The sequence below is a fragment of the Caballeronia sp. LZ034LL genome (assembly GCF_031451215.1).
In the GTDB taxonomy this organism is placed as follows: Bacteria; Pseudomonadota; Gammaproteobacteria; order Burkholderiales; family Burkholderiaceae; genus Caballeronia.
Genome location: NZ_JARUXR010000004.1, coordinates 123,415 through 138,148, shown reverse-complemented (window position 1 = coordinate 138,148; position 14,734 = coordinate 123,415). Strand labels below are relative to the sequence as shown.

Here is a 14,734-nt window from a genome sequence, read left to right as displayed (position 1 = left end):
GTCCCGAAAATCCTCACCTTTGAATGTCAGGCAGATTGTTTTCCTGTCTTTCAGGAATGGCTGACGCGGACGGAGCGAAAAAACTCATCCACTGCCGCCAGTTTCGATGCTACGGCGCCCGACGTCCTTTCGCAGTGCGGGCAGGACAGTTCGAACTCATCCTCGTGGCGCTGCATTTCGGGCTCGCCTGAATCGCAGCCTGGACAGATGATCGGCGTGACGACGTAGTTGTCGACCTGAGTGCCGAGCCCGGCGATCTCCGCGGTACTCAGGCGCCCGTCGCCCGCCAGCGCCGCGAGCAATTCGCCAATTTCCTTGCTGACGCTCGTCTGGGCTCCCCGGATGTCGCGCTCGCGCACAAGCGCGTCGATCTCGTCGGATTGAACGCGTACCTGGGACTCAAGCCTCTCGACGCGGCCTTTGGCGGCGCTCAGTTGCTGAATGAAGTCGAATTCCTTTTGACTCGTCTCGCGCATGCCCGTCTGGTACGTAGCCGCCATGCCGCGCAGGGAATCGAGCTCGACGAGCATGGGCCTCACGCGCCGTTCCGCTTCCTTGACGGCATCCTTGATTTGCTGAGCGTAGTGTTCCGCGCTTTGACGCATCTCGCTCTGCAGTTCATCAACCCGATGTTGCAGGCGTGCCGCCGTTGACTGCTCCTGTTGCAGACGAGCGGAAAGCGCCTCATTCTCCGTTTCCCAACGAGCGACGATCTCGCGCAGGCCGGCTCGTGCCTCGAGACGCTGGCTTCGGAGTGCGTTCAGCTCGGCTTCGAGCGCGGCGACACGAGCAACTTCGGCCTCTGCGCGCGCATCGGCCCGTTCTCGCGCCTGCTCGGTCGCTTCACAGCGGATGTCTGCGTCGCGAGCCTGGGACTCGGCAGCCTGTATGGCCATATCGAGACGAGCTTTGTCGTCTGCAAGCGCATTGCGGGCGTGCTGAAGTGCGTCGTCGTAGAGCGCCGCGAATAGCTCGCCGGCGCGATCTCTGAGCGAATCCGGGATCGCGCCGGCATCGAGCCGGGGGCGGAGCGCAGTCCGTACCTCTGTCCAGAATGCATCGATATCGCGGGGAATATCGCTGGCGCTGCCAGTTTGCGTGATTTCACGCACCGTCGTCACCGACGGCCTGACACCAAAGTCGAAGAAGAGACGTTTGCAGGCGTGCTGCGAGAGATCCTGCCTGCGCGCACCGTTGGCCCGCATTGTCTCGATTTCATCTCTAAGCGTGGTACGAAAGTCTGGATTCATAGCTCAAACGCCAAGGTCGAGGTATCGATCATAACGTTTTACGTTCTATTTGATACTGAATTCAAGTTTTTTGATGTATGCGGACGGGTTTGCACTCATGCAATACAGATTGGCCTGCGTTGACCGACGCTTAGCATGCTCTATTCGTGAAACACAATGAGCTAAGAGCCTTAACTATATGTTTTCTATGGATTTAATGCCAGATCGGTCTGATCGCCGCTGTTTCACGGCGCTTCATTGCTGTTTTGTTCTTCTTCGGAAAACTCGGATCTCGCTTGAGAGTATTAGAAAGTAAACACCTTTGAACCTTGTTAAAACCGTTAACGCCACGCGAAACCCTTGCTGGATAAGGCTTTCCGCGAGGTTGGGTGAGAACCTCCGGGAAGGATGGTGAAGCTCTCCGGGAGGCTGCGGTGATGGGCTTCAGGGAGCATCGTGAGAATCAACAGGAGACATCGTGAGCGGATTCAGGGACCGTCCATTCGGCTGGGGTGAGACTTCACGGGAGCCTAGTAGGCGGAATCCGTTGACACATGTGCCGGTGGTTCTCTGTGTACTCGACAGGAAGGTGAGGGTTTTCGGGACTGATTTTGGACGTCCAAATAGCGGGCTTAATCGGCAGTTTTTACTTATTGGTGAGGCTTTTCGGGCGCTAAAGCATCATCTGGGTGAGACTTTTCGGGTTGATAGGGCTTCAAGCCTCGATGTTTGCGCGCGTCGAGCTGCAAAGGTGAGAGGTTGCGGGAGTCGCCGAGACAGATTTGCCCTAGCTCGCCCGTCGAGAGACCTGGATTGCGCCTGAGGTGAGAGTTTTCGGGACGTCTTGGGGCTGATAACGCCTTGGATTTCGGGGCGAGTCATAACGCGAAAGGTGAGGAGCTACAGGACATGGCGGTTTCGCGGCGGGCTGTGTGCATGGATGAAATCGCTTCCACTTTAAAAAACATAATTAAAACAACGACTTTTAGGGAGTGTGCTAATTGGAGCAGGGCGAAAGGTGAGAGACTTCGGGAGCCGTCACATCCACCGCAACAAGAGCATGAAACAAGTAAAGGTGAGGTTCTACGGGAGTTCTTGCACTCGAATACGCACGAGGAAAGCGAGATAAGTGCCTGCAAAGACGAGCTTTTTGATTTGCGGTTGCCCAAAGGTGAGGGTTTTCGGGGAGCCGAAATACTGTCGTTTCGAGGATTTGCGCCTCCCATCTTCGGCTTAGGTGAGCCAATTCGGGAGCGAGTGAAGCATGAAGGCAGGCCAAATGAGCCTTCGGAAGCGGGTAGCGTTCAGTCGTTATGGCGCAAAGGTGAGGTTCTTCGGGAGCTTCTCCGCATCTGACGAGCAAGCAGGTCACTCCGAGGATCCGTTGTCTTCACTCGACGCCAGCATGACCGCTGCATGGGTACCCACCGGTGCACTGTTCTCACGGTGCGACAAGGGTCCGCTGACCGAAAAATTTTTGAGGTGAGTCTTTTCGGGACTGGTTGATCGGGCTTGGGAAACCTCGAAAGAAGGGCTTCTTCCGTTTACCCGCGCGGATACAGCGCTGTTCCGATGTGATCGACTGGTGAGTGGTGAGTGTTTGCGGGATCGCACCGCAGTGAGTCGACACTACTTGTGAGGCTTCACCGGTTGACGGTGAGGTTGACCCTATAGACGCGATTCACCCCAGTCGGTATGCTTCTCCGCAATCCCGAATCTGTTTACCGCATGGCAACCAAGCGCGCCAAGAAAACCGACGTCGTCAGCCCAAGCTCGGCGGAGCTGCGTAAGGCCGTCGAAGCCATTGCGATTCAGCCGAAAAGCGGAAAGATCACGCTGCTGACTCGCAAGTTGTTCAACGTGCTTTTGGCCGTTGCCCAACAGGCGGACGAGTCCGGCGACACCTACCGCGCGCTGTTGTCGGACATTGTGGCCAATTCTGCGTTCGATTCGAACGACACCGCATTGGTCAAGGAACATTTGCGGCGCATGGTGTCGGTGCAAGTCGAATGGAGCACGGGCACCTCAAGCCAGAAGCCTGGTCGCAAATGGGGCATCTCCACGCTCATCGCAGACGCGGAAATTCTCGAAGATCCGACGACGCGTCGGGTCTGGGTGGAGTTTTCCTTCGCGCCAAAGATCAAGAAAAAGCTGCTCGATCCCGTCCAGTACGCCCGTCTGAGCCTTCAGTTTCAGAGTCAGTTGCGCAGCAGCGCCGGCCTCGCGCTATACGAGATTTGCGTGAGATACCTGACTAATCCCAGCCATCTGACGATGCGTGAGACCTGGGAGTGGTGGCGGCCGATTCTATCCGGTACGCCGGACACGGAAGCGGGTGACGAGGCCAAGCGAGAGTACAAGTACTTCAAGCGGGATTACTTGCGTCCGGCCATCGCTGAAGTCAACGCCGTGACGAACATCTTCGTCGAGTTGGTGGAGCACCGGGAGGGGCGTCGAGTCGCGGAGATCCAGTTCCGCGTGACCGAGCGGAAACAGCCCATGCTGGCGCTGGATGAGCATCCGAATGTCTTCGATAGCACGCTGGTCGATCGGATGGTGAAGATCGGCATTCCGCTCAAGGATGCGCAAACGCTCTATGCGGACAGTGAGGAAAACCGGATTCGCGCCGCCTTGCAGATGACGGAGCAACGCATGCGCAGCACGACGTTGCCGGCAGTGCGGAGCGCCGCTGCCTTATTCAAGGACGCACTGAAGAAAGGCTACGCACCGCCCGTGGACACCGTTCCGCCGGCTGCAAACGGTGCTGCGCCGCGTGCTGCCGTGGCCGCAGCGGTCAATGGCGCGGACGATCTGAAGGCGCGTCTGCTGAGCGAGTTCTCGGCTTATCGACGCAAGGAAGCGCGCGTGCTCTACGACGAGCAAGGTGAGGATGAACGGGAACTCGCGCGTCAGTCGTTCGAAGAAGATGTGCTGCCGGGACTGGGCACGCATATGCGCGAGGATTGGCGCAAGCGCGGCCTGGATTCGAAACTCGGCGAAACGTCGTTCTTCGACTGGCTTGCGCGAAAGACCTGGGGCGAACCCACCGATGGTGACCTTCTCGCGTTCACGCTGAGCCAGTCGCGCGCTGGCTGAACGTCGGCGCCGCTGGGAGGATACTTGCCCATTGCGTCGTCAGGGCTAGCCCTGACGACGGCGACACTTACTTCGTGAGCTTTCCCGATTCGAGCATCGTCTCGATCTGATGCAGCAGTTCGTCGCGCTTCTCCCGCGACAAGCCACGCAAACGGAGTTCGAGTCGATCTTCTCCGTAAGACTTCAAATCACCTACGGCGATGCCCTCCAGCTTGATTTCGAGTCGCTGGGCATAGCGCTGACGGCTCGGTGTCTTGGATGCAGCCTGACCGCTCGCGCGTCCTTTCACGATATCAGCGACCTGGCGTGTACTGAGATCGTCGGACGTGATCTTGTTGATGAGGCGTAGCGTCGCGTCGCTGCCGCGAGCGGTGTGGTAGCGCGTGATTTGATAGGCCATGTTCGAGCCGAACCGGTCTGGTCGCGTGACCATCTCCTGCATGACATTCTCGGGAAGCTTGGCGATGGACAGAGCCACGGCGATTGTCGATTCGTCGAGTCCGAGATGTTCGGCCAATTCGCGCTGGCTCTGGAAATGCTTCTCGTCGAGGAACCGCCGCCATACTACGGCGTTGTCGAACACGGTCTGTGAGTCGCGCTGGACGTTGAGATCGTAGCCGAGCTTGTAGCTCTCGATGCCGATTGGCAAATCGACGACCACCGCCTTGACCGTCTCCTTGTTTGCCTCCTTCAGCGCGCGCACACGACGGCCGCCATCGCTGACGAAAAAGGTTCCTGGGCTGGCGTAGTCCGGGATGACGTGGATAGCCTGTTGCTGCCCTTGCTTCGCGAGGTTGACAGCAAGTTCAGCGATCGACGTCTTCAGATAAAAATGCCGGGGATTGAACGGGCTTGGCTTGATCGACTTGAGCGGTAAATCGATGATCTGGCCGGCGGTATAGCGGTTCGCTCGTCTCCAGGCTCGGTATTCATCGGTTTCGGCTCCGGCGATGACATCGGCGGCGTCCTCAGCAACAAAGGCGCTGGAGCGGCCGTTTGCAGCGGCCTGGCTCGCCTGCTGGATATCGACGATTCCGTCGATCGCATTAAGGCGGTCAAGTGCCGTGCGCTTCTCGCTGCTCGTGGAGTCGGGACGGGCCTTGAAGCCCTTTGCAAACTGGGACGGTTTCATTCAGGGTCCTTTATGCGCATAAAGTCAGGAGAGCATGCCGAGAATTTCATCGGCAACGGCGCGAATCTCTACCGCAGCGAGACGCGAACCACGATCAGTCATTTGAAGCACGGTCTGGCCAAGTGCCATCGCTTGCTTGTAGCACTCGCGAGTGGGGATCTGAGTTTTGAGCAAAGGAAAACCAAGCTCTTCGAGGGCTACCTTGAGTTCGCGCGTCAGCATGCGCTTCTCTTCGGTCTTGTTAAGCAGGAAGACGGCGCGCAGATCTTCATTCATGACTTGCGCTTGCTGAACCAGTTTGACCAAGCCCACGCTCGACCAGTAATCCGCTGGGGATGAAGACGTCGGAATGACAGCAACGCTCGCCGCCAGCAGAACCACGCCGGAAACCTTCTCCGTGATCGAGGGCGGGCAATCGACCACGATGATGTCGTAGTCGTTGACGAACTTCCTGATCTCTCTGTGAATCTGTCCGCCCGCTTCCGACAAGTTCACAACGGGAAACGGAATTCCGTGGGCACCGTCTGAGGCCGCACTGGACCAATGAACCAGTGTGTTTTGACCATCCGCATCCACCACAAGAACTCGCTTCTTTTTCGCGTGAAAGGCTGCCCCCAAGTGCATCGCGATGGTGCTCTTGCCGACCCCGCCCTTCTGCTGCGTGATCGCTATGATTTCCGCTGCCACGGTCTGCTCCGAGTTTTTGAAGTTCGTTGAATTCTACATTGACGTAGTAATTTTTCCAGTCAAATTGGTTAAAGTCGTTGCGCGCTGGCCGTTCGGCCTAGGTTTATGCGCATAAAGCTTCGACCGCACGGAAGCGAAGCAAGAGGTTTGAATGGCGACTGCTACCGGCATTGTGTCTTTGCACCGCTGTTGCGCGGGTGATGAGAATGCGCACTTACATTTCAGAGATGGTGGTGGAGCGTGTCCCAGCGGCTGGAGGTCGTAAAAGCTTTATGCGCATAACGCCTCGCGTCGGTTCAGTCAGCCGCGATACATCCGCAACGGACTTCTTATTCTGGCGACATCCTGCTGTTTAAAAGCGTTGACGCCTCGAATGAGGAAGGGCAACGCGGGGCTTTGCCTCTCTCCTTTAGCAGGCTGCGATGGCTTCACGCCTGATCAGGCTCCTACACAACCTCTTGCGTCCCAACTGAGCCGCGTTCCAGGCTTGTCTCAATCACCGCTAGCTTTATGCGCATAAAGTCGGGATACACCGCGCCACCAGCGAGCTGAATAGCGGGCATGGCGGCGTCTCTTAAGGGTGACCCCATGGACAGGCTTTATGCGCATAAAGGCGCCGCCCCGCGTCCTTCTAATGCGGCCTATGCCACCGAGCAAAATCGCCTATCCTTGAGCGCTCAATTGCAAGCATCGACGCTGGAGTCGTCATGACCGTTCGCAACCTCGACACCCTGTTCGCGCCGAAGTCGATCGCTGTGATCGGCGCGTCATCACGGACGGGAAGTATTGGAGAGATGGTCTGGAAGCGCGCGCTATGTGCTGGATTCACCGGATCGCTATGGCCCGTCAACACGAAGCATGAAACGTTAAACGACGCCCGCGTCTACCCGACTATCGCCGCCTTGCCTGAGTGCGTTGACGTCGCAATCCTTTGTACGCGCCCCGAAACGTGGCCGACGCTCATCGAGGAACTAGGTAGACGAGGAACCAAGGCCGCGGTGATCGTCGGCGAGGCCGATCGGCAAGAGAGATGCTCCCCCGCTAATCAACAAGCTCAGTGGAAAGCAGCAAGTCTTGGCAACAAAGAGTGGACCGCGCGGGCTCTTGCAGCTGCGCGTCCTTACCTGATGCGTATCATCGGGCCATCCAGTCTAGGGGTCGTCACACCCGCCATCGGCGCTTGTCTTGGGGCGCCCGCCTGCAACGTCAAACTGGGAGGGGTCGCCTGGGTATCGGAATCGAACGCGCTAACGAACGGCGTTCTCGGCTGGGCGAACGCACGCGGTCTCGGCTTCTCGAAAGTCATCGCGCTGGGCGACGAGGCCGACGTCGATTCCGGTGACATCCTCGATTTCCTCGCCAGCGATCCCTCCACACGGGCGATCCTGCTTGCCATCGAGAGCGTGAGTTCGGCACGAAAATTCATCTCTGCCGCCCGCGCCGCCGCGCGCAACAAACCCGTGCTGGTCCTGCGCACCGGTCGCGACGATCCGTTCGATCGGCTCTACGGCGCTGTATTTCGCCGCGCGGGTCTGGTGCGCGTCGATTCGCTCGATGATCTGCTCGACGAAATCGAAACACTGGGTATCGGCCGGGTCGCGTCGAGTGACGTCGCTACGTTGATCACGAGTGATCGTGGTGTCGCGGCTCTTGCGCAGGATGCATTCAGCAGCGCGGGAGACGATCTAGCTCACTGGCCTCCCGCCGCGCGCGATGCCATCGCGTCTGCTCTTCCGCGTGCTCATGCCAGCAATCCGCTCCTCCTCGGCGACGATGCCACGCCTGCCGATTTCGGCTCTGCCATCCGCGCACTGGCGGGCCATCGCGAGTCCGGCACAGCGTTTGTCGTGCACGCGCCGACGCACAGTGCGCCCGTGGCGGATGTCGCGCGCGCGTTGATCGACGAGCGCCATCACGCCTATCGCGGATTGCTGGCGTGCTTCTTCGGTTGCGTGGATTCCGCAACGCGCGACGCCCTCCACGCGAACGGCATTCCGGTCCATACGACGCCGCATCGGCTGGCGCGCGCCTTTGCCCGGCTCGTCGATTTTCGACAGGGACGTGAGTTGCTGATGCAGACACCCGATGGTCAGCCGGCCGAGCTTCCGCGAGATCTGCATGCCGCGCAGAACGACATCCGTTCTGCGCTGGCCAATGGCGTTGCCGAACTGGATGCAGAAAGAGCCGCACGCGTACTCGAACGCTTCGGCATTTCGGTCAAACCGGGACCGTCGAACGCGTTGGCGAGCGACGCGGTCGAGATTCAGGCGCGCTTGCTCAACCATCGTGTGTTCGGTCCGGTGTTCGAGTTCAAGGCCGAGGGCGCGCTGGGACTGGCAGATGCACTGCACGAGTTCGCGCTGCCGCCGCTCAACCCAGTCCTGTCGCGAGATCTGGTCATGCGCTCACCGCGCTCGCGTGAGTTGCCTGCAGAGTTGCTGCTCGCAGCGCTTACCGCGCTTTCGCAACTTGTTTGCTATATCGAAGAAATCGTCGCACTTCGACTGGTTCTGCGTGTGACGCGCGATTCCGTCTCCGCGCACGAGCCGCAGCTCACACTCGGTGTGCATCGCAAGCCGCTGGCGATCGTCCCCTATCCGCGGTGCCTCGAGGAGACGCTCGACTGGCGCGGCATGCGCATCACAGTACGTCCGATCCGACCTGAGGACGAGGACGCCCATCGCGCCTTCGTCGCGGCGAATACCGCGGAGGACTTGCGTCTTCGCTTCTTCGGTGCCGTGCGCAGTTTCGATCACTCACAACTCGCCCGCATGACGCAGATCGATTACGACCGGGAAATGGCGTTGATCGTCACCCACGCCGACGATGCGAGCGCCGGGGAAACGCTCGCCGTCGCGCGAGCCATCGCTGATCCGGACAATGAGACAGCCGAATTCGCCGTGGCGGCGCGCTCGGACATGAAAGGCAGGGGCTTAGGCGGGCTCTTGCTCTCGCGCATCATCGACTACGAGAGAAAGCGCGGCACGCGCTGGCTGGTCGGCGAGGCCTTACGCGAGAATGCCGGCATGATCGCGCTTGCGCGTCGTGCCGGATTCGAGTTGACGAAGACCGAGGATCCGGGCGTCGTCGGCTTCAAGATGCGGCTGGGCGTCAAGCCGAACCAGCCGGCTCCGAACTAGGCCGCCAGTTTGTCTCGCGCGTCATCGACCTGCGCGCGCGAGATCGAGAGCTCATCGAGCAATGCTTCGGCATACGAATTTCCCGTTTCCTTCTCGAGCCGCGCAATGGTCAGCGCGCAGCGCGATGTGTCCTTGAGCGTCGCGATGAACGGCTTGACCGACTGTCCCGAGACGAACGCATCGAAAAGCGGCGCGCGAATCTCCTCGGGCAGTGCGCGCGAAGTCCACTGGTACGGCTTGCCGTTGTGCGTCAACTGCGGCGGCAGCGCGCGTTCCTTTTTCGCGGCCGGAATGAGGCCGAAGGTACGCGCTGCTTCGCCGATCTGCTCAGCCGAGAAGAGTTCGTCCGGCGAGATGTCGAACTGCGCGATGTAAGTTTCGATCGATTGCATGGCGGCCGCGCGATCGTCGCGCTTCTTCTGTGCGCGAGCGACAATCTCGCGCAGTTCGTCCGCTTCGTCGGTCGTGATGGTGAAGCTGGCTTGCTTTTGCTGCAGTTCTGAGAAGCGCAGGAATTCGGTATCGGAAAGGAGTTTCGCCATCGGAAATGCGTCGGGTTGAACACGGCAATGCGCCGTCATGACGCCTCGCCTTTTGGAAGGGCCGCCATTCTAACGCGTCGCGCACGGTGCTCAGTCACGCGTCATCGAAAGCGAGGTCGATGCGTCTTTTAGCAAGGCCGTCACCTGTTCGATGGACGGCGCCACGTAGTCGTCGATGCGCCGCATATACGGACAGGTGAGGGCGGCAATCGCCTGGCCTGAAGGTCCAAGTAAGGGAAACGTCACGTCTGTGACGCCGAAACTCTGTTGGCTATCCTTCCTCGAAAAGCCCGCGTCCTGGATCCGCTGGTAGTCGGCTTCCAGCACTGCGCCGTCCACGGTCATCTCACCCTTGACCTTCGTATGTTCGGCGAGCATGTGTTCGCGTTGTTCATCCGTCTGGAAGGCGAGCATCACGCGGCCCGAGCCGGTATCGATCAGACCGACGCGCGCGCCCAGCCGCACCGATATGCCCCAGGTCCCGGGCCCATCCACTTGGGCGATCACCAGCAGATTGCCGCGCTCGTAGACCACGAGATGTACGGACTGCTCGGCGGCGTCGGCGAAACGCTGCATGGCGGGAAGGGCTGCTGCAATCAGCCGGTTCATCGGCGGGTGACGATGTGCAAGTGCATACAGCTTGAGGCTCAGCGAGTAACGATCGCCCTCCGGCGAACGCACGACATATTGACGCGCAACCAGCCTTTCCAGCATTCGATACATCTCGCTCGCATTGCGCCCGAGCCGCTTTGTGATTTCCGCGCGCGTCAGCCCGGACTTCTGCTCAGACAGCAGTTCGAGGATGTCGAGGCCTTTGTCGAGCGCGGGCGCGCGGTAGCGGTCGGCATCGCCGTCCTGGTCGATCGGTTCGGAAGGCATTCTCAATCGGGGTCGGTGTTTTGTATCTGGCGCGTCAGTGTAAGCCGCACGAAGGACGCTCCCATTTCTGACGCGTCCGGGAAATTACTTGCCATTCAAACGCACGGCTTCCTTGACTTCGCATCGTGCGAATATGAATATTACGTTCACTGATGAATAATCGCATCGGGAAAATGATGTCTCGCAGACCGGGCTTACAAGAATTCGACGCACTGCAAGGATTGCCGCGCGCCGTTGCGGCAAAAGGCCTTGGCCGGGACGTCGCGTTCCGCATGTCCTGGCCCGCAGGTTTGCGAGGCGCAGCGCGACAGAGTACTGTGGCGTCTCGCACGGCGGAGAGCGCTTCATACTGAAGGTAATCACCGAGGCTTGCACATGACTGGAGACACCCAGGCTGTTTCGCGCCGGCGCAAGATCGGCCGCACGCCGCTCGAAGTGAGCGCGCTGTCGCTCGGGACCGCGCCGCTCGGCGGCCTGTACCACGAGCTCACTGAAGACGCAGCGCGCGCCACCGTCGACGCCGCCTGGCAAGCCGGCATTCGTTTCTTCGATACCGCGCCGCACTATGGCCACACCAAGGCGGAACATCGTCTCGGCGATGCACTACGGCGCTATCCGCGTGAAGACTTCGTGCTGTCCACCAAAGTCGGACGCCGCTTCGTTCCACGCACAACGCCCGACGACGGCAGCGAAGGCTGGGCCGCACCGCTCCCGTTCCAGGCGATCTACGACTACACGTTCGACGGCATCCTGCGTTCCTTCGAGGATAGCCAGATGCGCCTTGGCATGAAGGACATCGATATCGTGTTGATTCACGACATCGGCCGGGTCACCCATGGCGCAAACAACGCACATTACTGGAAGCAACTGACCAACGAAGGCGGCTTTCGCGCGCTCGACGAGTTGAAGCAGTCGCGCGGCGTCAAGGCGGTCGGGCTCGGCGTGAATGAAGGCGCCGCTGTGCGCGAGATGATGGCCGAGTACGACATCGACTGCGCGCTGCTCGCGGGACGATACACGCTGCTCGAACAGAATACCCTCGACGATCTCCTGCCCGAATGCGAAAAACGCGGCGTCAGCATTCTGCTGGGCGGCGCGTTCAACTCGGGCATTTTGGCGCGCGGGCTCGACGATCAAGCGCATGGCGATCTCAAGTTCAACTACGGCGATGCGCCGAAGGACATCGTCGAGCGTGTCGGCAAGCTCGAGCGCGTGTGCCGGGAGCACGGCGTAGCGCTGTCGACGGCCGCCATCCAGTTTCCTTATGCGCATAAAGTCGTGGCCACGGTGCTGATGGGCGCCCGCACCCCGGATGAAGTGCGTCAGAACGCGGCATCATTTGCGATGCCGGTTCCACCCGCGCTATGGGATGCACTGCGCGCTGAAGGTCTGCTGCGTGCAGATGCGCCGGTGCCGCGATGAACATCGACGCGCATCAACACTATTGGGATCCGGCGCGAGGCGACTACGGCTGGCTCACGCCGGACATGAAGCCGCTCTACCGCGTCTTCGCACCCGATGACCTCACGCCCTTGCGACAAGCAACCGGCATCGCTCGAACGGTCGTCGTGCAGGCTGCGCCGACCGTCGATGAAACACGCTATCTGCTCGATCTCGCCCGCACCGAAGATTCGATTGCCGGCGTAGTCGGCTGGCTGCCGCTCGATTCACCCGATGCCGTGCAGATGATCGACACATTCGCTCGCGAGCCGAAGTTCAAGGCCGTGCGACCGATGCTTCAGGATCTGCCCGACGACACATGGATCGCACACGCGCCACACCCGGCGGCGATCCGTCGATTGATCGATCTCGACCTCGCCTTCGACGCGCTCATCTTCACGCGGCATATTCCGTCGCTGATCGAATTCGTCGAGCGCTATCCGACATTGAGAATCGTCGTCGATCACGCGGCCAAGCCGCCGATCTGCGACGGCATCGAATCCGGCTGGCAGCCCTGGGCCGACGGCATCGCGAGACTGGCCGCATTACCGCAGCAACTTCACTGCAAGATTTCCGGACTCGCGACTGAGGCAAATGCTGGCTGGACCGAAGCCACGCTGAAACCCTATATCGCGCATCTCATCGAACAGTTCGGGTCCGCGCGGTTGATGTGGGGCAGCGACTGGCCGGTGCTCAATCTCAATGGCGACTATGCCGCGTGGCACGCCACGGCAAGCCGTCTGACCGCGCATCTCGACGAAGCCGCGCAAGACGCGATATTCGGCGCAAACGCCAAAGATTTCTATCGACTCTGAAGCGATTCGGAACAAACCCAAACCGGCTCTTATAGCCAAGATGTCTCAAAAACAACTTCGACTGGAGCAGTAGATGGTACAAAGACTGGCAGGCAAGACGGCGCTCATCACGGCGGCGGGACAGGGCATCGGCCTCGCGACGGCCGAGCTTTTCGCGAAGGAAGGCGCACGCGTCATCGCCACCGATATCCGCACGGAGTCGCTCGACGGCAAGCCCTTCGAAGTGCGCAGGCTCGACGTGCGCGACTCGCAGGCGGTCAACGCGCTCGCGCAGGAAATCGGCGCGGTCGACGTGCTGTTCAACTGCGCGGGTTACGTGCATGCCGGCTCGATTCTCGAAGCGACCGAGGAAGACTGGGAGTTCGCCTTCGACCTGAACGCCAAGGCCATGTATCGTACGATCCGCGCGTTCCTGCCGAAAATGCTGGAGAAGGGCGGCGGGTCGATCATCAACATGTCGTCGGCGGCGTCGAGCGTGAAGGGCGTGCCGAACCGCTTCGTGTACAGCGCATCGAAGGCGGCCGTGATCGGCCTGACCAAGTCTGTCGCCGCCGATTTCGTCACGCGCGGCATCCGCTGCAACGCAATCTGTCCCGGCACGGTGGAGTCGCCGTCGCTCAAGGACCGCATCGCGGAGCAGGCCAAGGCGCAGGGCGCCACCGTCGATCAGGTGCAGGCCGCCTTCGTCGCGCGCCAGCCGATGGGACGCGTCGGCCGCGCCGAGGAAATCGCCGCGCTCGCGCTGTATCTGGGCTCGGACGACTCGTCGTTCACGACGGGTCAGATTCACATCATCGATGGTGGCTGGTCGAACTGACCGGTCATCGTTCTTTTTCGAACCAGGAGGATCAACTCAGATGAAGCTGCTTCGTTACGGCCCCAAGGGTCAGGAAAAACCGGGTCTGCTGGACGCCGAGGGCCGGATTCGCGATCTGTCGAAGATCGTCGATGACATCACCGGCGCGACGCTGACCGAGGCGAGCCTGGCGAAACTGCGCGCGGTGGATGTCGCGACGCTGCCGGTCGTCGACGGCAATCCGCGCATCGGACCGTGCGTCGGCCGTATCGGCAAGTTCGTCTGCATCGGGCTGAATTATGCGGATCACGCGGCCGAGTCGAACCTGCCGGTGCCCACCGAGCCGGTCATCTTCAACAAGTGGACCAGCGCGATCAGCGGTCCGGACGACGACGTCGAAATCCCGCGCAACTCGGTCAAGACCGACTGGGAAGTCGAACTGGGCGTGGTGATCGGCAAGGAAGCGAAGTATGTCGACGAAGCCAACGCGCTCGATTACGTCGCGGGCTACTGCGTGATCAACGACGTCTCCGAACGCGAATGGCAGCTCGAACACGGCACGCAATGGGACAAGGGCAAGGGTTTCGATACCTTCGGCCCGATCGGCCCGTGGGTCGTCACGAAGGACGAAATCGCCGATCCGCAGAAGCTCGACCTGTGGCTCGAAGTCGACGGCAAGCGCTATCAGAACGGCAACACGAAGACGATGGTCTTCACGGTCGCGCAACTGGTGGCGTATCTGTCGAAGGTGATGAGCCTGCAGCCGGGCGATGTCATCTCCACCGGTACGCCGCCGGGCGTCGGCATGGGTGTGAAGCCGAACGCGGTGTACCTGAAGGCCGGTCAGACGATGAAGCTGGGCATTCAAGGGCTCGGCGAGCAGACGCAGAAGACGGTCGCAGCCAAGTAAGAGCGGCGCAACGAAAAAAACCTCGCTGCGGCGAGGTTTTCTTCTGGACGACGGGATGAAGGAAGAGT

General features: G+C 60.3%; 10 protein-coding genes and 2 pseudogenes. 6 read left to right on the top strand and 6 right to left on the bottom strand.

The features are described from left to right. Positions 1-50: 50 nt before the first annotated feature. Entirely contained in the window at positions 51-1,250 is a 1,200-nt protein-coding gene (locus QCE83_RS28005; RefSeq protein ID WP_309818998.1) for a DNA-binding protein, read from the bottom strand. A 1,707-nt stretch (positions 1,251-2,957) separates the two neighbouring features. On the opposite strand from QCE83_RS28005, the gene QCE83_RS28000 reads away from it, so the two are divergent. Continuing rightward, positions 2,958-4,325: a replication initiation protein gene (locus QCE83_RS28000; protein WP_309818996.1), complete on the top strand. Its 1,368-nt coding sequence runs from the start codon at positions 2,958-2,960 to the stop codon at positions 4,323-4,325. Between the two features lie 67 nt (positions 4,326-4,392). Here QCE83_RS28000 and QCE83_RS27995 read toward each other — a convergent pair. From QCE83_RS27995 to parA, 3 genes and pseudogenes are all read right to left on the bottom strand, one after another. Next, positions 4,393-5,259: pseudogene (locus QCE83_RS27995) on the bottom strand (ParB/RepB/Spo0J family partition protein); the annotation flags it as partial. A 92-nt stretch (positions 5,260-5,351) separates the two neighbouring features. Further along, positions 5,352-5,457: pseudogene (locus QCE83_RS35185) on the bottom strand (chromosome partitioning protein ParB); the annotation flags it as partial. A 24-nt stretch (positions 5,458-5,481) separates the two neighbouring features. Next, positions 5,482-6,144, bottom strand: a complete 663-nt coding sequence (gene parA, locus QCE83_RS27990; RefSeq protein WP_309818992.1) for a ParA family partition ATPase — start codon at positions 6,142-6,144, stop codon at positions 5,482-5,484. 707 nt (positions 6,145-6,851) lie between these two features. Here parA and QCE83_RS27985 point away from each other — a divergent pair. Further along, complete coding sequence (locus QCE83_RS27985; protein WP_309818990.1) at positions 6,852-9,284, top strand: GNAT family N-acetyltransferase; 2,433 nt, start codon at positions 6,852-6,854, stop codon at positions 9,282-9,284. On the opposite strand, the gene QCE83_RS27980 is transcribed toward QCE83_RS27985, so the two are convergent. Beyond that, entirely contained in the window at positions 9,281-9,826 is a 546-nt protein-coding gene (locus QCE83_RS27980) for a hypothetical protein (RefSeq protein WP_309818988.1), read from the bottom strand. The two genes, QCE83_RS27985 and QCE83_RS27980, sit on opposite strands and share 4 nt — an antisense overlap. A 90-nt stretch (positions 9,827-9,916) precedes the next feature. Then, positions 9,917-10,705 (bottom strand): IclR family transcriptional regulator, encoded by a 789-nt coding sequence (locus QCE83_RS27975; RefSeq protein ID WP_309818985.1) that lies wholly within the window; start codon positions 10,703-10,705, stop codon positions 9,917-9,919. Between the two features lie 375 nt (positions 10,706-11,080). Between QCE83_RS27975 and QCE83_RS27970 the strand changes: the two genes are divergently transcribed. The 4 genes from QCE83_RS27970 (at position 11,081) to QCE83_RS27955 (ending at position 14,666) form a co-directional block, all read left to right on the top strand. Next, the gene (locus tag QCE83_RS27970; protein WP_309818982.1) at positions 11,081-12,127 is read left to right on the top strand and encodes an aldo/keto reductase; all 1,047 of its coding nucleotides are present in this window, start codon (positions 11,081-11,083) and stop codon (positions 12,125-12,127) included. Next, positions 12,124-12,960: an amidohydrolase family protein gene (locus tag QCE83_RS27965; protein WP_309818980.1), complete on the top strand. Its 837-nt coding sequence runs from the start codon at positions 12,124-12,126 to the stop codon at positions 12,958-12,960. Before QCE83_RS27970 ends, QCE83_RS27965 begins: the two co-directional genes overlap by 4 nt. Before the next feature lie 73 nt (positions 12,961-13,033). Continuing rightward, the gene (locus QCE83_RS27960; RefSeq protein WP_309818978.1) at positions 13,034-13,777 is read left to right on the top strand and encodes an SDR family oxidoreductase; all 744 of its coding nucleotides are present in this window, start codon (positions 13,034-13,036) and stop codon (positions 13,775-13,777) included. A gap of 40 nt (positions 13,778-13,817) precedes the next feature. Continuing rightward, positions 13,818-14,666 (top strand): ureidoglycolate lyase, encoded by an 849-nt coding sequence (locus QCE83_RS27955; RefSeq protein ID WP_309818977.1) that lies wholly within the window; start codon positions 13,818-13,820, stop codon positions 14,664-14,666. The last annotated feature ends 68 nt before the right edge of the window (positions 14,667-14,734 follow it).

Coding starts and splice junctions, on each gene's coding strand:
- QCE83_RS28005 (WP_309818998.1), bottom strand. CDS start 1,250: ATGAATCCAGACTTTCGTACCACGCTTAGAGATGAAATCGAGACAATG.
- QCE83_RS28000 (WP_309818996.1), top strand. CDS start 2,958: ATGGCAACCAAGCGCGCCAAGAAAACCGACGTCGTCAGCCCAAGCTCG.
- QCE83_RS27985 (WP_309818990.1), top strand. CDS start 6,852: ATGACCGTTCGCAACCTCGACACCCTGTTCGCGCCGAAGTCGATCGCT.
- QCE83_RS27980 (WP_309818988.1), bottom strand. CDS start 9,826: ATGGCGAAACTCCTTTCCGATACCGAATTCCTGCGCTTCTCAGAACTG.
- QCE83_RS27975 (WP_309818985.1), bottom strand. CDS start 10,705: ATGCCTTCCGAACCGATCGACCAGGACGGCGATGCCGACCGCTACCGC.
- QCE83_RS27970 (WP_309818982.1), top strand. CDS start 11,081: ATGACTGGAGACACCCAGGCTGTTTCGCGCCGGCGCAAGATCGGCCGC.
- QCE83_RS27965 (WP_309818980.1), top strand. CDS start 12,124: ATGAACATCGACGCGCATCAACACTATTGGGATCCGGCGCGAGGCGAC.
- QCE83_RS27960 (WP_309818978.1), top strand. CDS start 13,034: ATGGTACAAAGACTGGCAGGCAAGACGGCGCTCATCACGGCGGCGGGA.
- QCE83_RS27955 (WP_309818977.1), top strand. CDS start 13,818: ATGAAGCTGCTTCGTTACGGCCCCAAGGGTCAGGAAAAACCGGGTCTG.